This window comes from Brucella sp. 22210, from assembly GCF_052045675.1.
Taxonomy (GTDB): Bacteria; Pseudomonadota; Alphaproteobacteria; order Rhizobiales; family Rhizobiaceae; genus Brucella.
The window spans coordinates 1-18,048 of record NZ_JBQEPD010000016.1 but is presented as its reverse complement, the minus strand read 5'-3'; the positions used below and the strand labels follow the sequence as shown (position 1 = coordinate 18,048).

Genomic DNA, 18,048 nt, shown 5'->3' with positions numbered 1-18,048 from the left:
CATTGCGCCCACAGCGCGGAGGGTATAAGGCATTTTAGAAATGTGCTGTTTTTTAACAGCCTTGATCTTCCCGCAATGACTTAAGAGGCCTGCCGATGTTCGATTTGATTGTGAGAAACGCTAATCTCCCTGATGGTCGCGAGAAGCAGGACATTCTGGTCAAGGACGGCAAGATTGCCGATATCGTACCGTCAAAGGGCGAACATCAGGCTGCCAAGGAAATCGACGCTTCCAACCGTCTCGTGACGCCGCCTTTCGTCGACCCGCATTTCCACATGGATGCAACCCTGTCGCTCGGTCTGCCGCGTCTCAACCGTTCCGGCACGCTTCTGGAAGGGATTGCACTTTGGGGCGAGCTGAAGCCGATGCTGACCGTTGAAGCCATGGTCGAGCGCGCCTTGCGCTATTGCGACCTGGCCGTCAGCCAGGGCCTGCTGGCCATTCGCAGCCACGTCGATGTCAGCGATCCGCGTCTTCTCACCGCCGAGGCGATGATCGAAGTTCGCGAGAAGGTAAAGCCTTACATCGATCTGCAACTCGTCGCCTTTCCGCAGGACGGCTATTATCGCTCTCCGGGCGCGGTCGATCTTGTCAACCGCTCGCTCGATATGGGCCTCGATATCGTCGGCGGCATTCCGCATTTCGAGCGCACCATGGCTGACGGCGCGGCATCGCTGGAAGAGCTGTGCCGCATTGCCGCCGAGCGTGGCCTGCCGGTCGATATTCACTGCGACGAAACCGACGATCCAATGTCGCGTCATGTGGAAACGCTGGCCGCCCAGACTGTGCGTTTCGGCCTTCAGGGCCGCGTCTCCGGTTCGCATCTGACATCCATGCATTCCATGGACAATTACTACGTTTCCAAACTCATTCCGCTGATCGCGGAAGCGCAGATGAACGCAATACCGAACCCGCTCATCAACATCACGTTGCAGGGCCGCGCCGACACCTATCCGAAGCGTCGCGGCATGACCCGCGTGCCGGAGCTAATGGCAGCTGGCGTCAACGTCGCCTTCGGTCATGATTGCGTTATGGACCCATGGTACTCGATGGGCTCCGGCGACATGCTGGAAGTGGGGCATATGGCGGTCCATGTTGCACAGATGACGTCCATCGAAGGCAAGAAGCAGGTCTTCAATTCCCTCACCATCAATTCGGCCAAGGCGCTCGGTCTGGAAGGCTACGGCCTTGAAAAGGGCTGCAATGCAGACTTCGTCGTCCTGCAGGCGCGCGACCCGCTGGAAGCGCTGCGCCTCAAGGCAAACCGCCTGACGGTCGTGAAGCGCGGCAAGATCATTGCGGAAACGCCCCAGCGTGTCAGCGCGCTCAATCTCGAAGGCCGTCCTTCTTCGGTCGATGGGGCCGATTACGCACCGATCGGCTGATTAAACACGAAGTAACGACAAACCAGTGCCTGTTTTTCAAGCGACCGATAAAAGCGCTTGAATTAAAGGCAGATAAGTCGGAAATACGAGACATTGCTCATGCTCCTCCTGATCGGGGCGCAGGGCAATCCGTCGCGCATGGAATGCACGCACAAACACCACCTTAATGAGGGGTCCAAATGGCCAAATTATCGAACTTTACCCGCCGCGACATTCTTGCGATGTCTGCGGCTCTCGGCGCAACTGCGATTTCCACCCGTGTGTTCGCAGCCGACGAAAAGCTGAAGGTTGCAGGCATTCACGCCTCGCCAGTTGAAAACGCCTGGAACTCGCGCCTGCACGAAGCGCTGAAGCAGGCCAATGACGAAGGCATCATCGAATATGTCTTCTCCGAAGGAGTTTCGGCGAGCGACTACCCGCGCGCCATGCGTGAATATGCCGAACAGGGCATCAAGCTTATTGTCGGTGAATCCTATGCCGTCGAACGCGAAGCGCGTCAGGTTGCGGGCGATTATCCGCAGACGACTTTCATCATGGGCTCCTCCGGCAAGCCGCAGGGCGACAATTTTGGCGTGTTCGGTACCTGGAACTTCGAAGCAGCCTATCTTGCAGGCATGCTCGCAGGCTCGATGAGCAAGTCGGGCACCTTCGGCTCGGTCGGCGCTGTGCCGATCCCGGAAGTCAACATGCTGATCAACGCCTTCCAGGAAGGCGTGAAGGAAACCCGCCCGGATGCAAAATTCATCGCGTCCTTCATCGGCACCTTCTTCGATCCGCCGAAGGCCCGTGAAGCAGGTCTCGCAGCCATCGATTCCGGCGCGGACATTCTGTTCGGCGAACGCATCGGCACCGCCGACGCCGCCAAGGAACGCGGCATCAAGGCAATCGGCTCGCTGATCGACTATACGCCTCGCTACCCGGATACGGTTTTTGCCAATGCAATGTGGTACTTCCGCCCGATCCTTAATGCTGCGATTGCAGATGTGAAGGCTGCGCAGCCGACCGGCAAGGACTACACGCCGTTCAGCCTGATGAAGGAAGGCGGCAACGACATCGTCTACGTCAAGGGCGTCGCACCGGCAGAAGCCGAAGCCAAGATGGAAGCGCGCCGCGCCGAGATCAAGGCTGGCACCTTCAAGGTCGAGCCGAACCCGGCTGAACCAAAGTAAGACAGCAGCATAACAGGGCGGCATAAAGTGGCATTCGATAGCAAGCAACAGGACGCAACAGCGCTCGCGCAAGCGATTGCCGGAGGCGTTTTAAGCGCACGAGAGGCCATGGATGCCGCCCTTGAAGCCGCAGATAAATGGCGCCCTCTGGGCGCCATCGCATATCTCGACCCTGAACTTGGCCGCACCAACGCAGCGGCGTTTGACGCCAGTACGGACAAAGCGCCTTTTGCAGGTGTTCCGTCGCTGTTCAAGGATCTAGGCGGCCCCTGCGCCGGTCTGCCAATCCGGCTTGGCTCGCGCGCTTTCGAAAATGCATCGCCGCAAATGGATTCCGAGCTTGGCGGCCGCCTCCGCAAAGCCGGTCTCAACTTCTTCGGCACAACCACCGTGCCCGAATTTGGCCTTGCGCTCGCCAGCGAACCGGCAAGCGGCCCTCAGGCCCGCCACCCATTCGATAAAGCGCTTTCGCCTGCTGGCTCATCCGGTGGCGCGGCCGCAGCCGTCGCAGCCGGGATTGTCAGCATTGCGCATGCGACCGATGCAGGCGGCTCGATCCGTGTTCCAGCCGCTACTTGCGGTCTGATCGGCCTGAAACCGAGCCGTGGCGCGATTCCTGCTGGACCGCATTTCGGCAATTATCTCGCGGGCATTGCCAGCGAGTTCGCGCTGTGCCGCTCGATCCGCGATGCCAGGACACTGCTTCCACACATCGAAGGCAAAACCGAAGGCTTCCTGCCAGATCCAGCAATGAGCGCAGGGGATATGCCTGAGCGCCTGCGCATCGGCTTTGTCACCGAAGACCTTGCAGCCTATCCCGTTACGCCGGAACGTATGCAGGCTGTGACCGATGCCGCCCGTTTTCTGGAGGCGCAAGGCCATGCAATCCGCGAAATCCCAGCGCAGGATTTAAGCCCGCTTGTGGCTTCGAGTGCGCGGGCGTTTGACCGTATCATTTCCGTCAATCTTGCCGCAGCAATCGACTTTCTGGCGATCGATCAGGAGAAGCTGGAACCTTTGACCCGCGCCGTTGCGGAGCGTGGACGCGCGCTAGACGCGACCGCACTCTATCGTGCGATGAACGGCGCTGTCAGCGCTTCGCATATGCTATGGCAAATTTTCCGCGATATTGATGTGCTGATAACCCCTATGCTTTCCGGTGCACCCTTGCCATTGGGCTCGTTTCCGATGAACCATAGCGATGTGGACATGCAATGGCGGAAGATGAACGAGTTTGCACCCTATGCGGCGCTTGCCAATATTTCGGGTTTCCCGGCGCTTTCTCTGCCATTCGGAGAAGATGCTGACGGGATACCGGTCGCTGTGCAGCTTATCGCGCCGATGGGCGCTGACAGGCTTCTTCTGAACGCCGGTCAGCGGCTGGAGGAGGATGGTCGCTGGCAGCATAAATTTCCCGTTGCGGGGTTGAACCAATGACGACGACAACAGTTCTTGAACTGCAAAACATCACCAAGCGCTTTGGTGCACTGACCGCGAATGACGATATTTCGCTGAAACTGGAGCGCGGCGAAATCCTCGCTTTTCTCGGCGAAAACGGCGCAGGCAAAACCACATTGATGAACATCCTGTTCGGCCATTACGTGCCGGATGAGGGGCGCGTTTTCGTGAAAGGCGTTGAAATCCCGCAAGGCAAGCCGCGTGCGGCCATTGATGCGGGCGTCGGCATGGTGCACCAGCATTTCACGCTCGCGCCCAACCTCACGGTTCTGGAAAACATCATCACCGGAACCGAAAGCCTGTGGAAGCTCAAATCCTCGCATGGCGCAGCACGGGCCAAGATCGCGCAGATTGCAGAGCGTTTCGGCCTCAAGGTCGATCCGGATGTGCGGCTTGGTGATCTTTCGGTCGGCGAACAGCAGCGCGTGGAAATTCTGAAAGCGCTCTATAACGATGCGGATGTGCTGATCCTCGATGAACCGACCGCCGTTCTGACGACACAGGAAGCCGAAGGCCTGTTCGCGACACTGAAAGAAATGGCGCGGCAAGGCCTGTCGCTGATCTTCATTTCGCATAAGCTGCATGAAGTTATGTCGGCTGCCGACCGGGTGATCGTGCTGCGCGGTGGCAAACTTGTCGCCGAGCGCAAGGCTTCCGAAACTTCCAAGGAAGAACTGGCAGAACTGATGGTGGGGCGGCGCGTTTCGCGCCCTGCCCGCGCGGCTGCAACGCCCGGCGAGACGTTGCTGGAAGCCAGCAATGTCACAGTTGTGGAAGACGGAATTGCTCGCCTTTCAGAACTGAATTTTCAGGTTCGTGCCGGTGAAACATTGGGCATCATCGGTGTGTCCGGCAATGGGCAAGCAGCGCTCGGACGGCTCGTTTCGGGGCTGAGCCAGCCAGCAAGCGGCGCGCTTGTCATGTTCGGGCAAACCGTCACCAAATTCGATCCCCGCCGCTTTGTGGCGGAAGGCGTCGGGCGCATCCCGGAAGACCGAAATGCCGAAGGCGCGATTGGCGACCTGACCTTGTGGGAAAATGCCATTCTGGAGCGCGTGCGCGATCCAGAATTCTCGAACGGCCTTCTTGTCAATCGCACTGCGGCCCGCGAATTCACTGATCGCATCATCAAGGATTTCGATGTGCGCGGCGGCACGCCGGACAGTCGTATTCGCCTCCTTTCTGGCGGCAATATGCAGAAGCTCATTCTGGGCCGCAATCTGGAGACTGCCCCACGCATTCTCATTGCAGCGCAGCCGACACGTGGACTGGATGAAGGTGCTGTCGCGGCAATCCACACCCGCATTCTGGAAGCACGCGCCAAGGGTGCTGCCGTTCTGCTGATTTCTGAAGATCTGGATGAAATCATCGGCTTGGCGGATCGTGTTCAAGCGATTGTTAAAGGTCGCCTCTCCCCACCCATCGATGCAGAAGAAGCCAATGCGCAAAGACTGGGCCTCATGATGGCCGGCGAATGGCAGACAAATACCACGAAGGGGCTGAATTGATGCGTATTGAACGACGCGAAACCCGGCCCATGGCGTTGGTCGCCACTGCACCAGTCGTCGCGGTTCTGACTGCATTCGTGCTGGCAGGCCTGTTGATTGCCGCCGCCGGCGCACCGGTTCTGGAGTCCTTCCGCCAGATTGCCATCGGCGCATTTGGCAACAAGCTTTCGATCAGTGAAACGCTGACACGCGCCACGCCGCTGATGCTGACCGGCCTTGCCGCAGCCGTCGCCTTTCGCTCCAAGCTCTGGAACATCGGCGCCGAAGGGCAGTTCTATATGGGCGCACTGGCGGTTGTGGCCATGGGCACGCAATTGCAACTGCCTGCTCCTCTCCTCATTCCGCTGCTGCTGATTGTCGGCGCGATTGCGGGCATGATTTTCCTGCTTATTCCTCTCGGGCTTCGCCTGCGCTTCGGCGTTGATGAAGTGGTGACAACCCTGCTTCTCAACTTCGTCGCGGTGCTGTTCGTTTCCATGATGATCGAAGGTCCGATGAAAGACCCGCTCGCCTTTGGCTGGCCGCAGTCTGAACCGGTACCGGATGCCGCCGTACTACCGAAAATCATGACGGGTATGCGGCTGCATATCGGCATCCTGATTGCCATCGCGCTGGCGCTGATCATCGCCTATGTGCAGAAGCGCACCGTGTTCGGTCTCGAAACCAAGGCCGCCGGTATCAATCCGGGCGCGGCACGCTTTGCAGGCGTTCCGCTCGGTCGCACACTCATCAAGGTTGCCTGCATTTCCGGCGGACTGGCAGGCCTTGCGGGCGCAATTCAGGTCATGGGCGTGAAAGGCTACGTCACGACCGACCTTTCACCCGGCTTCGGCTATTCCGGCATCATTGTCGCCATGCTTGCCAATCTGAACCCGATTGGCGCGATCTTCTCGGCGCTTTTCGCCGCCGCCATGTTCGTTGGCGCAGACAGCATGAGCCGCGCCATCGGCATTCCGAGCTTCATTGCCGATGTGACTGTGGCGCTGTCGCTTCTGACGATGCTCGTCGCCTTGTTCTTCACCCAATACAGGATCGCCCGATGAACGAGTTGATGGATATCCTGCTCTCCGCGGGCCTCTGGGTCTCGGTCCTACGTATTGCAACGCCGCTGATCTTCGGCACGCTGGGCGCGCTCTATTGCGAACGCGCTGGTGTGCTTAACCTCGGCATCGAAGGTATCATGACCTTTGGCGCGATGATCGGCTGGCTGACCGTCTTTAACGGGGCGGACCTGTGGGTGGGCGTTCTTGCGGCTGCCGCTTCCGGCGCATTGTTCGGCCTGCTTCACGCAGCTCTCACCGTTCCGCTTGGCCTGTCGCAGCACGTGGTCGGCCTTGGCATCACGCTGTTTGCCTCCAGCCTCAGCTATTTCCTGTTCCGTCTGCTGGTGCCGCTTTCTTCAACGCCGCCGACAATCACGCCATTCCAGCCGGTGAACCCGTCCTTCCTTGCCGATGTGCCTTTCCTCGGGCAGGTATTGGGCACACAGACCGCACTGACGTGGCTCGCCATTCCGCTCGCTTTGCTGCTTGGCTATGTGCTTTTCCGTACGCCGCTTGGCCTTGCCATCCGCATGACGGGCGAGAACCCCCATGCTGCGGAAGCGCAGGGTATCAACCCGATCCGCGTGCGTATTTTCACGATCATGTTCGGCAGCGCATTGATGGCGGTGGGTGGAGCATTTCTGACGCTTTCGGCGTTCAACTCGTTCTTCCCGACCATGATGCAGGGACGCGGCTGGGTCTGTATCGCGCTTGTCGTCTTCGCATCGTGGAAGCCTGCCCGCGCGCTGCTGGGCGCATTGCTGTTCGCACTGTTCGATGCGTTTCAGCTTCGCCTGCAAACGGTTTATGGCAAGGCTGTGCCCTACCAGCTTTTCCTCATGATACCTTACATCATGTCGATTATCGCGCTGATCGTCATGGCGCGACGCGCACGTGTTCCGCAGGCGCTGATGCAGCCTTATCGTCGCGGAGAGCGTTGATCACATAACGGGCGGCAAGGCAGGCGACGGCGAATACAGCCACCCCGCCGAGGAAGTCGCTCAAATGGTGTCCGCCATGCAAAAGCAAAGCGGGCACCATCAGCATATTCAGGGCCAGTACGGGCAAGCGCAGCCACACGATCTGCCATGTGAAGAACACCGACATCACAGCCATCACAGTATGGAATGACGGGAAGCCTATGAGGCCAAGCACATTGGCTGGAGACAGATAGTCGACACCTTGTATCGAAAGACGAACAAGTTCTGCGGCGTAGGTCGGGCCAACGGGAAGACCAAGCTTTGCCTCGACATTCGCGGGCAGCGTCGAGACGGCGGATGCTCCGAATGACGGGAAAAACGCCCATATCGCCATGCAGATTAGCGCGCCAATCATTCCGGTGATGAGAAAATGCGCGAGCTTGCGGGATTGTCCGGTAAAGCCGACCAGAAGCACCACGATGACCAGTTGCGGCAGAGACGTGAAATAAACGATCTTCAGAAGCTTCGCGAAGCCGGGCCGTTCGGAAAAGAACAGGACCAGACTTGGCCAGTGATAGCCCATCAGCTGGTCAACACTCACCCAGAAATCGTCAATTCGCGGGAAATGGATCGGCAGCAACATATAGTTGAAGACCGAACCGACCAGAGTGAACAATATGAAACCCGCTGTCAGAATGAGCGTTTCTGAAATACGCGCATCATGTCTGACCAGACGATAGAACAGGCCAAGCATGATGGTGCCAAAGCCGATCAGGCTGAGCATGCAGTAGCCTGCCCAGTCGACGCGAATACCCTTTGCCGCAATGAGTACGAGATCGATTGCGCCGAGAGCCGCAACGACGGTCAGAACAAAACGCTCATAACGCGAGAATATCATCAGCCCCCCAATCAAACGACATGATCGGCAAAAGAGCTGAAATTCACGTTAAACGTGCAAACAAAAACGGCGCCCGAAGGCGCCGTTTTCAACTTAATATCGAGAGCAATCAGGCAACGCTTGCCTTGCCGCTCTTTTCGAAGCGCTTACGCTCATTCGGGTCGAGATAGAGCTTGCGAAGGCGGATCGACTTCGGCGTCACTTCGACCAGCTCGTCGTCCTGAATCCACGACAGAGCGCGTTCCAGCGTCATCTTGATCGGTGGGGTGAGCTTCACAGCTTCATCCTTGCCAGCGGCGCGGATGTTGGTGAGCTTCTTGCCCTTGAGCACGTTGACTTCGAGATCGTTGTCGCGGCTATGGATACCGATCAGCATGCCCTGATAGACCTTGACGCCAGCGTCGATGATCATCGGCCCGCGATCTTCCAGGTTGAACAGTGCGTAAGCAACAGCTTCACCCTGGTCGTTGGAAATCAGAACACCGTTGTTACGGCCGGAGATTTCGCCCTTATATGGCTGATAGTCGTGGAACAGACGGTTCATGATCGCCGTGCCGCGCGTATCGGTCAGCAGTTCCGACTGGTAGCCGATCAGGCCACGGGTCGGAGCGTAGAACACCATACGAACGCGGTTGCCGCCCGAAGGGCGCAGCTCGACCATTTCGGCCTTGCGTTCAGACATCTTCTGAACAACGGTGCCCGAATATTCTTCATCGACGTCGATGACGACTTCTTCGACCGGCTCAAGCTTTTCGCCGTTTTCGCCGTCTTTCATGACGACGCGCGGACGCGAAACGCCAAGCTCGAAGCCTTCACGACGCATATTTTCGATCAGAACTGCGAGCTGCAATTCACCACGACCGGAAACGAAGAACGAATCTTTTTCGTTCGATTCTTCGATCTTGAGCGCAACGTTGCCTTCAGCTTCCTTGAGCAGACGGTCACGAATGACGCGGCTCGTCACCTTGTCGCCTTCGGTGCCCGCATACGGGCTGTCGTTGACGATGAAGGACATGGTCACGGTTGGCGGATCGATTGGCTGAGCAGCCAGAGGCTCGCTGACCGAAGGATCGCAGAACGTGTCGGCGACGGTGCCCTTGGAAAGACCGGCAATAGCGACGATGTCACCTGCCTGTGCTTCATCAATCGGCTGACGCTCGATGCCGCGGAATGCGAGAATCTTGGAGATACGGCCGGTTTCGAGCAGAGAACCGTCCTGACCCAGAACCTTGACGGCCTGGTTAGACTTGATCGAGCCGGAATGAATACGACCGGTGATGATGCGGCCCAGGAACGGGTCAGCTTCGAGGATCGTACCGATCATGCGGAACGGGCCCTCAGCAACCTTCGGCGCCGGAACATGCTTGAGCACGAGATCGAACAGCGGAGCCAGACCTTCGTCCTTCGGACCTTCCGGGTTCAGCGCCATCCAGCCGTTACGGCCAGAGCCGTACAGGATCGGGAAGTCAAGCTGTTCGTCGGTCGCGTCGAGATTGGCGAAAAGGTCGAAGACTTCGTTGATGACTTCTTCATGGCGGCCATCCGGACGGTCGATCTTGTTGATCGCTACGATCGGACGCAGACCAACCTTCAGCGCCTTGCCAACGACGAACTTCGTCTGCGGCATCGGGCCTTCAGCGGCGTCAACGAGAACGATAGCGCCGTCCACCATCGAGAGGATACGCTCAACTTCACCGCCGAAGTCGGCGTGGCCCGGCGTGTCGACGATGTTGATACGGGTATTCTTCCAGACAACCGAGGTCGCCTTGGCGAGAATGGTGATCCCGCGTTCCTTTTCGATGTCGTTGGAATCCATCATGCGTTCTGCAACGCGCTGGTTGTCGCGGAACGAGCCAGACTGCTTCAGGAGTTCATCGACCAGTGTTGTTTTGCCATGATCGACGTGTGCGATAATAGCGATATTACGCAATTCCATATGGAGATCACTTCTATATGAGTTGGGAGCCGCGCCAACAGACCCGCGCGGAAAATCAATGCGGCGCTCTTACAGGTTTTTTTGCGTTTTAGAAAGGGGCAGCGCGACACTGCCCCTTATTTCTCGCGAAAAACCGTTGTTTAGCGGCGTTTTTACACCGTCATTCTGTCAGTTTTTTGTCAGTATCAGCGCCATGTTGGCGCTGGGCGTCACAACAAAGTGCCGGAAAGAATGACGATGGCGACGCTGAAATAGATGACCAGACCCGTCACATCGACCAATGTCGCCACGAAAGGCGCTGACGCGCTGGCCGGATCGAATCCAAGCCGTTTTAGCGCAAAGGGCAGCATTGAACCGGTCAAAGAACCGAACATCACGATACAGACAAGCGCCATGCCAACCGTCAGAGCGACGAGCATCCAGTGTTCGCCGTAATCATAAATGCCGATCATCTGCCAGACAGCGATGCGGACAATGCCGATGAAGCCGAGGAAACTGCCGAGAGCGAGGCCCGTAGGCAGTTCGCGCAGCGCGACGCGCCACCAATCCTTGAGCTTCACTTCCTGCAACGCAAGCGCACGGATGATCAGCGAGGTTGCCTGCGAACCGGAGTTGCCACCCGACGACATGATGAGCGGTATGAACAGCGTCAGAACGAGCGCCTTTTCCAGTTCCATTTCGAAATGCTGCATGGCGCTTGCCGTCAGCATCTCGCCCAGAAACAGAACACCCAGCCAGCCAGCGCGCTTCTTCAGCATCTCGCCAAAGCCGATGCGCATATAGGGCTTGTCCAGCGCCTCCATACCACCGAAACGATAGGCGTCTTCACTGGCATCTTCGGTGATGGCGTCGAGCACGTCGTCAACGGTCACAATGCCGATGATATGGCGGCTTTCATCCACGACAGGCACGGCCAGAAGGTCGTGCTTGCGGAACAGACGCGCGACATCTTCGCGGCTGGTAAGCGGCGAAATGGTGATCGGCTCTTCGTCGCGGACAATCGACAGAATCGGCTCTTCCGGCTGACGGATGATCAGGCGGCGCAAGCTGACCACGCCTTCCAGAGCGCGCGTCTTCGGATCGACGACATAAATGGCGTAAACGGTTTCGCGCGTGCGTTCGACCTTGCGAATGTGATCGAGCGTCTCGGCCACATTCCAGTTCGACGGCACAGCGATGAACTCGGTCGTCATGAGCGAACCGGCCGTATTCGGCGGGTAGCCCATGAGTTTTTTCAGATTGGTCTTGGTTTCCGGGGCCAGAATGGCGAACAGCCGCGCACGGTCACTCTCGTCGAGTTCCTGAAACACGTCCGTCGAGCGGTCGGCTGACATGCCGTCCAAAAGGAGGCTCGCAAGCCCCGGCGCAAGCGCCGCTACGATTTCGGCAGTACGATGCAGTTCCGGCTGATCAAGCAGGCGGATGGCATCTTCATGGGTGAGCTGTCCGAAGACGGAGATTGCGTCATCATCTTCGAGCTCGTTCAATAGCTCAACGGCATCGCCCGTATGCATATCGGCGATACGTGCAGCAATTGCAGCCGCCGGGAGGTCGGCGACATCGAGCACTTCCGGAGAGAAGTTGTTGTCGGTCATAAGCTTGCCTTTCCGTCGATCCGCCGTCAAAGGCAGATCGTGCAAGCTGACCTCAAGCGATCAGTACACGGCTACCTTGACGGCTGACACAATCGACTGTGACTGTCGCTGGGCATAAGAGAATAAAACTCCGGTTGAAGATTGCTGCCGTAAAGAGATTTCGGACAGCCAGCGTGATGTGCGCTTGGTCGCCCCTAAAGTCAAGCCCCACACAGACGAAGTCGAAAGGTTTTTGCAGGCAAAGCGACAAACGTTGTCATCTCCCGCCTGAACCGCAAAAGCCGGTCGAACACCCTTGCCCGCCCGGCAGTGAGACCTTAAGTCTGGATGATCGAATTCATTTTGATCCGGAGTTACATGATGTCCGACAAGTCCACCTATAATCACGCGCTCACAGACTGGAACGGACCGCTGGGCCTGCCGGATTTCACCGCCTTCAAAGACGAGGATTTCGCGCCTGCTTTTGATGCGACTCTTGTTTCCGACCTTGCCGAAGTGGAAGCCATCACCCAGGCAACTGGCGAAGCGACGATTGAAAACACACTGAAAGCCCTGCAGTTAACGGGCAAGGCGCTAGACCACGTGTCGGCCATTTTCTGGATGCGTGCTGGCGCGCATAGCAACGATGCAATACAGGCGCTGGAGCGTGAAATCGCGCCGAAAATGTCGCGCCATTATTCGCGCATCATGATGGACCCGGCATTGTTCGCCCGCATCGACGCGCTCTACGACAATCGCGACATGCTGGATCTCGACACGGAAACCAAACGCGTTCTGGAAAAGACCTGGAAGGGCTTTGTTCGGTCCGGCGCAAAGCTCGATGATACGGGCAAGGCTGAACTGGCTGGCATCAACGAAAAGCTGGCCGGTCTTGGTGCGCGCTTCGGCCAGAATGTGCTGAAAGACGAGTCGAGCTGGGCGCTATTCATCACTGATGAAGCCGATCTTGCCGGACTGCCGGATTTTCTGAAAAACGCGATGCAGAGTGCCGCAAGCGAACGCGGCAAGCCGGATGCTTATGCGGTCACGCTGTCGCGCTCCATCGTCGAACCGTTCCTCACCTTCTCGCAAAACCGCGCCTTGCGTGAACAGGCCTTCAACGCCTGGGCCAAACGTGGCGAAAACGGCAATGAGTCCGATAATCGCGAGATCGTGCGCGAGATGGTCGAACTGCGCGAGCGCAAAGCCCATCTGCTCGGCTATGCCAATTTCGCAGCCTACAAGCTGGATGACACCATGGCCAAAACGCCAAAGGCCGTCATGGACCTGCTGGAACCGGTTTGGGACAAGGCGCGCGCAAAGGCCGCCGAAGAACAGGCCGAGCTTGAGCGCCTGATCGCCGCCGATGGCAGCAATCACAAGGTCGCGCCATGGGACTGGCGTTTTTACGCTGAGAAGCTGCGTGCCGAACGCTTTGCTTTCGATGAGGCCGAACTGAAGCCTTACCTGCAACTGGAAAAGATCATCGAAGCTTGCTTCGATGTCGCCACCCGTCTGTTCGGCGTTCGCTTCGAAGAAAAGAAGGGCATTGCCGCATGGCATCCCGACGTGCGCGTGTTTCAGGTTTTCAACCCGGATGGCAGCGAACGCGGTCTGTTCCTCGGCGATTATTTCGCCCGGACATCGAAGCGTTCCGGCGCGTGGATGAGCGCGCTGCAATCCAGCCACAAGCTCGACGGCGGCCAGAAGCCAATCATCTACAATGTGATGAATTTCGCCAAGCCCAAGGCAGGCGAACCGGCTCTTCTGTCGCTCGACGATGCCCGCACGCTGTTCCACGAGTTCGGCCATGCGCTGCACGGACTCCTGTCGGATGTGACATGGCCTGCCGTTTCCGGCACCGCCGTATCACGCGACTTCGTGGAACTGCCGTCTCAGCTTTACGAACACTGGCTGACCGTACCTGCCGTTCTGGAAAAATATGCCGTGCATTACCGCACTGGCGAAGCAATGCCCAAGGCTCTGCTCGATAAGGTTCTGGCAGCGCGTTCGTTCAATGCCGGTTTCAACACGGTTGAGTTCACCGCGTCTGCACTGGTCGATATGGCTTTCCATACCGGCAATGAGAAAATCGCCGACCCGCTTTCCTTCGAGGCAAAGACGCTCGAAAAGCTGTCCATGCCTGATGCGATCATCATGCGCCACCGCACGCCGCATTTCACGCATGTGTTCTCCGGCGACGGCTACTCCGCCGGTTACTATTCCTACATGTGGTCGGAAGTGCTGGATGCGGATGCGTTCTCGGCCTTCGAGGAAACCGGCGACGCCTTCAATCCGGAACTCGCAGCCAAGCTGAAGCAGCACATCTATGCCGCTGGCGGCAGTCGCGACCCGGAAGACCTGTACAAAGCTTTCCGGGGCAAGATGCCGACACCGGATGCGATGATTGAAAAGCGCGGATTGAACTAAAGAAAAAGGCCGGGAAACCGGCCTTTTTTTATTGCCTATGGCTGAGAATATTGACCAACCGACCATAGGGATCGCGGACGAAGAAACGGCGCATGCCCCATTCCTCGTCAGCCGGACCGTATTCGATTGCAAACCCGGCTTTAACGCAACGCTCCAGCGTGGCGTCCACATCGTCCACCTCAATAGAGAGATCGGGCACCGGCGTACCCGAGCCGCCTTCGGTCGCGAATGCGATCTGCACGCGCGCTTGCGCATCGGCTGCATAGGTAATGATCCAGCCGTGATCCATCACCACATCGAGGCCCAGAACCTCGCCATAGAACCGCTTGGCCTCAGCCGGGTCGTCCGTGGCGATATTGGCAACGATGCGGCGGACAGCCATCAGTATTCGCCGAGTTTGATATCCGGCGTGTAGTCAACGCCGTCGACTTCCTTCACGACCGGCTGGCCGCACTGCATCACGCCTGTTGCCGCGTTGAAAGCATAAGTCGGCGAGCCATAGAGCTGCCAACCCTTGTTGAGCGCCGCCGTAACACGATGACAAAATGCGGAATCATCCGGTCCGGTGATGAAACGATAGAGCTTCATAGTCAGTCTTCCTTTGTTAAGCGTTCAAGCCCGCTTTAGTTCTTTGTTATCACGCATTTCCAAACGCAAAATCGTTTCACGTTTTTGCTGGAAATGCTTTCGCGAGCAGCCGTTCGGCCATTTCCAGATGCAGGCGTTCAACCATGTGGCCATCGAGTGACACAACGCCCTTATCCGCATTTTCCGGTTGCGCAAACAGCTCCACGACGGCCCGCGCATGCGCCACTTCCTCATCCGTTGGCGAGAAGGCGCGATTGGCAGCCTCGATCTGGCCCGGATGAATCAGCGTCTTGCCGTCGAAGCCCATCGCGGCACCCTGCAAACACTCGGCTTCGAACCCAACCTGATCGCGGAAATCATTGAAGACGCCATCAAGCACGGTAAACCCGCCCGCCCGTGCCGCCAGAATGATCTGCATCAGCCACGGCACAAGATAAGGACGCCCGGCCTGCGGACGAACGCCGGTTGCGCGCGCAATATCGTTTGGGCCGACAACGAAACAGGCGAGCCGCACTGCCGAACGATGGCCCAGCATGGCAATCTCATCTGCATTGAGAATGCCGCGTGGGGTTTCGATCATTGCCCAAACGCCGACAGATGGATCGGCATCCTTGCGATCAAGCCGGTTGGCCGCATCGATAATGTCTTGCGGACGCTCCACTTTCGGCAGGAGAATGGCGTCAGCCCCCATGCCGGCAGCAGCGGCTACATCATCCTTGCCCCAAGGAGTCTCGCCGGAATTGACGCGGATGATCCGCTCGAACGTTGGTTTCGGATGGGCAGCAAAATGCGCAGCCAACGCCTCGCGCGCGGATTGCTTTGCCTCTGGCGCAACGGAATCTTCCAGATCATAGATCACGCAATCGGCTGCGAGCATCAGCGATTTTTCCAGCGCGCGCGGATTGGCAGCCGGGACAAACAGAACGGAACGACGAGGACGAGCGATTGTTTTCATAGCCGATTTGTGCACGGAACCGCGGCACGGTGCAAGCCTCGGACACCGCTTAAACACCCCTCCAAAGCAGGGACTTGAAATCCGGGCGCTGCCCGCCTATTTTCCAGCCTTCGGTTGAATGCGCCAGCCGCCCGCAGGTTTCAAGCCACGGTAAAGCATTCAGACTACACGTTCCTGTCCAGTGACGGCAGAAACGGCAATGCGGGCACCCGTTCATGAAAACGCCGCTCACAATCAGGAGCGAAAACAATGACCACAGCTATGACCGCTGGGCACACTACTATTGACTTCAAGCATCAGGCTCGCCGCTTGCGGCAAGCTTTGAGTGAGGAAGGCATCACCATCAGCCACGGCAAGGCGCTTGATCTCGTGGCCCGTCAGTCGGGCACGCGCGACTGGAATACACTTGCCGCCACCGGCGGCAAGGCGGAAGTCGCGCCGGTTGCCGTGCAGGACGACACCGCCCCCTATCGTGTCGGCCAGCGCACATCCGGCATGTTTCACACCACGCCCTTCGACGCTCGCATTATCGGCGTTGAGGAAACCATCAAGCCCGATCTTTGGCGGATCACATTGCAGTTCGACCCGGTGATCGATGTCGCCGTTTCCCCGAACATGTCGATGCGCCGCAGACGCTTTACGATTGTTGTCGGCAGCGACGGAAAATCCCGCCGTTTGACCGGCAGCGAGAGTGGCGGCGTGGTATTGAACGTCCAATAATTGCGGATGCGGCATTTGCAGCGCATGATTCAGAAAGGTTGACGCGCTTTTCCGACAGGATTATGCGCATCAATCAACAATCGAACCATCTGCACCGCCTTGAAACGGTCTGGATGGTTCGATAAATCCGCCGGAGGTTGCGACCTATTGGGCAGTTTTGGCCTGAAACGTTGACTCTCGGCAATGCTGATGTAAACCAGTTCGCAATATAGCTAATAGCCAACCGACAGGTTCAGGACATGGATAAGTTCACCAAGCTCACCGGCGTCGCCGCTCCCCTGCCGATCGTCAACATCGACACGGATATGATCATTCCGAAGGATTACCTGAAGACGATCAAGCGCACGGGCCTGAGCAAGGGTCTGTTTGCGGAAATGCGCTTCAACGAAGACGGTTCCGAAAACCCTGATTTCGTTCTGAACAAGCCTGGCTATCGCAACGCCCAGATCCTGGTCGCTGGCGATAATTTTGGCTGCGGTTCCTCGCGCGAGCACGCCCCTTGGGCTCTGCTCGATTTCGGCATCCGTTGCGTGATCTCGACCTCCTTCGCCGACATCTTCTACAATAACTGCTTCAAGAACGGCATTCTGCCGATCAAGGTCAGCCAGGAAGATCTCGACAAGCTGATGGACGACGCTTCGCGCGGCGCCAATGCCACCCTCACCGTCGATCTCGACGCAAAGGAAATCCATGGCCCTGACGGCGGCACGATTTCCTTCGACCTCGACGATTTCAAGCGCCACTGCCTGCTCAACGGTCTGGACGATATCGGCCTGACCATGGAAAAGGCGAAGAGCATCGACACGTTCGAAGCCAAGCGCGCCGAACTGCGTCCCTGGGCCTGATGACAAACACTGCGTTTTACGCGGCCTTTAAGCCCGGTGGCCTGAGCAATTGAATAGGACACGATTGGCTGGAATGGCCCGAGAAGATCAAAGCGGCGACTGGGCGGGACGTTTCTCGCCCTCGCTGGACGAAGTTGAATCCATCGCGATTGAAGCTCTTGCGCATCTGCCGCAGGAGTTTCGCGCGTTGTGCGGCGACATTGTCATTCAGATCGCCGATTTTCCTGAAGACCAGATTATCGAGGATATGGGGCTGGATACGCCCTTCGACCTGCTCGGCCTTTTTGAAGGTCGGGGCATAGGCGAGCGTTTCAGCTTGCAAACTGGCGAAGGTCCGAACCGCATCACGCTCTATCGGCGCGCCATTCTCGATTACTGGTCCGAAAATGAGGAAACGCTGGGCGATATTATCACCCATGTGCTTATTCACGAGATAGGCCATCACTTCGGCCTGTCGGACGACGACATGGAAGCAATCGAAGCCCAGGCGGAATAACGCTCGGTGGATATCAATTTAAAAAGGCGCCCTCATCGGGCTGTGTAGACGGCTGTCTTTTTGCATTTTAAGACAGTCGTTTATTGTTTTTTCTGAATAATTTCCACCTTCGTTGCGCGTAAA

16 protein-coding genes are annotated in these 18,048 nt (G+C 57.8%); 10 read left to right on the top strand and 6 right to left on the bottom strand.

What is annotated here, in order from left to right; all coding sequences use genetic code 11:
* The first annotated feature begins 95 nt into the window (after positions 1–95).
* The 6 genes from ACTJKP_RS18010 to ACTJKP_RS17985 all read left to right on the top strand — a co-directional run bounded on the left by ACTJKP_RS18010 (position 96) and on the right by ACTJKP_RS17985 (position 7,504).
* Positions 96–1,385 carry an amidohydrolase family protein gene (locus ACTJKP_RS18010; protein WP_440631650.1) on the top strand — a complete coding sequence of 430 codons (1,290 nt, stop codon included), beginning with the start codon at positions 96–98 and terminating at the stop codon, positions 1,383–1,385.
* A gap of 179 nt (positions 1,386–1,564) precedes the next feature.
* Entirely contained in the window at positions 1,565–2,554 is a 990-nt protein-coding gene (locus ACTJKP_RS18005) for a BMP family protein (protein ID WP_113533437.1), read from the top strand.
* A 27-nt stretch (positions 2,555–2,581) separates the two neighbouring features.
* Positions 2,582–3,991, top strand: a complete 1,410-nt coding sequence (locus tag ACTJKP_RS18000) for an amidase (RefSeq protein ID WP_440631649.1) — start codon at positions 2,582–2,584, stop codon at positions 3,989–3,991.
* The gene (locus tag ACTJKP_RS17995) at positions 3,988–5,520 is read left to right on the top strand and encodes an ABC transporter ATP-binding protein (RefSeq protein WP_440631648.1); all 1,533 of its coding nucleotides are present in this window, start codon (positions 3,988–3,990) and stop codon (positions 5,518–5,520) included. Before ACTJKP_RS18000 ends, ACTJKP_RS17995 begins: the two co-directional genes overlap by 4 nt.
* Positions 5,520–6,563, top strand: a complete 1,044-nt coding sequence (locus ACTJKP_RS17990; protein WP_440631647.1) for an ABC transporter permease — start codon at positions 5,520–5,522, stop codon at positions 6,561–6,563. Before ACTJKP_RS17995 ends, ACTJKP_RS17990 begins: the two co-directional genes overlap by 1 nt.
* On the top strand, positions 6,560–7,504 hold the full coding sequence (locus tag ACTJKP_RS17985) for an ABC transporter permease (protein ID WP_078336910.1): 945 nt from the start codon (positions 6,560–6,562) through the stop codon (positions 7,502–7,504). The genes ACTJKP_RS17990 and ACTJKP_RS17985 overlap by 4 nt, the downstream gene beginning before the upstream one ends.
* Here ACTJKP_RS17985 and ACTJKP_RS17980 read toward each other — a convergent pair.
* The 3 genes from ACTJKP_RS17980 to mgtE all read right to left on the bottom strand — a co-directional run bounded on the left by ACTJKP_RS17980 (position 7,440) and on the right by mgtE (position 11,912).
* A complete protein-coding gene (locus ACTJKP_RS17980; RefSeq protein WP_440631646.1) occupies positions 7,440–8,381 on the bottom strand; it encodes a phosphatase PAP2 family protein in 942 nt (313 codons plus the stop codon). The two genes, ACTJKP_RS17985 and ACTJKP_RS17980, sit on opposite strands and share 65 nt — an antisense overlap.
* A gap of 109 nt (positions 8,382–8,490) precedes the next feature.
* Positions 8,491–10,317: a translational GTPase TypA gene (typA, locus tag ACTJKP_RS17975; protein WP_078336908.1), complete on the bottom strand. Its 1,827-nt coding sequence runs from the start codon at positions 10,315–10,317 to the stop codon at positions 8,491–8,493.
* A gap of 209 nt (positions 10,318–10,526) precedes the next feature.
* The gene (gene mgtE, locus ACTJKP_RS17970; protein ID WP_078336907.1) at positions 10,527–11,912 is read right to left on the bottom strand and encodes a magnesium transporter; all 1,386 of its coding nucleotides are present in this window, start codon (positions 11,910–11,912) and stop codon (positions 10,527–10,529) included.
* Positions 11,913–12,272: 360 nt separating this feature from the next.
* Between mgtE and ACTJKP_RS17965 the strand changes: the two genes are divergently transcribed.
* Complete coding sequence (locus ACTJKP_RS17965; RefSeq protein ID WP_440631645.1) at positions 12,273–14,321, top strand: M3 family metallopeptidase; 2,049 nt, start codon at positions 12,273–12,275, stop codon at positions 14,319–14,321.
* A 28-nt stretch (positions 14,322–14,349) separates the two neighbouring features.
* Here the strand turns inward: ACTJKP_RS17965 and ACTJKP_RS17960 are convergent, their stop codons facing one another.
* From ACTJKP_RS17960 to ACTJKP_RS17950, 3 genes are all read right to left on the bottom strand, one after another.
* Positions 14,350–14,703 (bottom strand): VOC family protein, encoded by a 354-nt coding sequence (locus tag ACTJKP_RS17960; RefSeq protein WP_440631644.1) that lies wholly within the window; start codon positions 14,701–14,703, stop codon positions 14,350–14,352.
* Positions 14,703–14,909 carry a DUF1737 domain-containing protein gene (locus tag ACTJKP_RS17955; RefSeq protein WP_078336905.1) on the bottom strand — a complete coding sequence of 69 codons (207 nt, stop codon included), beginning with the start codon at positions 14,907–14,909 and terminating at the stop codon, positions 14,703–14,705. The genes ACTJKP_RS17960 and ACTJKP_RS17955 overlap by 1 nt, the downstream gene beginning before the upstream one ends.
* Positions 14,910–14,985: 76 nt before the next feature.
* Positions 14,986–15,864 carry an HpcH/HpaI aldolase/citrate lyase family protein gene (locus ACTJKP_RS17950; protein WP_440631643.1) on the bottom strand — a complete coding sequence of 293 codons (879 nt, stop codon included), beginning with the start codon at positions 15,862–15,864 and terminating at the stop codon, positions 14,986–14,988.
* Between the two features lie 249 nt (positions 15,865–16,113).
* Between ACTJKP_RS17950 and ACTJKP_RS17945 the strand changes: the two genes are divergently transcribed.
* From ACTJKP_RS17945 to ACTJKP_RS17935, 3 genes are all read left to right on the top strand, one after another.
* Entirely contained in the window at positions 16,114–16,584 is a 471-nt protein-coding gene (locus tag ACTJKP_RS17945) for a glyoxalase superfamily protein (protein ID WP_440631642.1), read from the top strand.
* Positions 16,585–16,823: 239 nt separating this feature from the next.
* Positions 16,824–17,429 carry a 3-isopropylmalate dehydratase small subunit gene (leuD, locus tag ACTJKP_RS17940; protein WP_078336902.1) on the top strand — a complete coding sequence of 202 codons (606 nt, stop codon included), beginning with the start codon at positions 16,824–16,826 and terminating at the stop codon, positions 17,427–17,429.
* A gap of 73 nt (positions 17,430–17,502) precedes the next feature.
* Positions 17,503–17,925 (top strand): metallopeptidase family protein, encoded by a 423-nt coding sequence (locus tag ACTJKP_RS17935; protein ID WP_078336901.1) that lies wholly within the window; start codon positions 17,503–17,505, stop codon positions 17,923–17,925.
* The last annotated feature ends 123 nt before the right edge of the window (positions 17,926–18,048 follow it).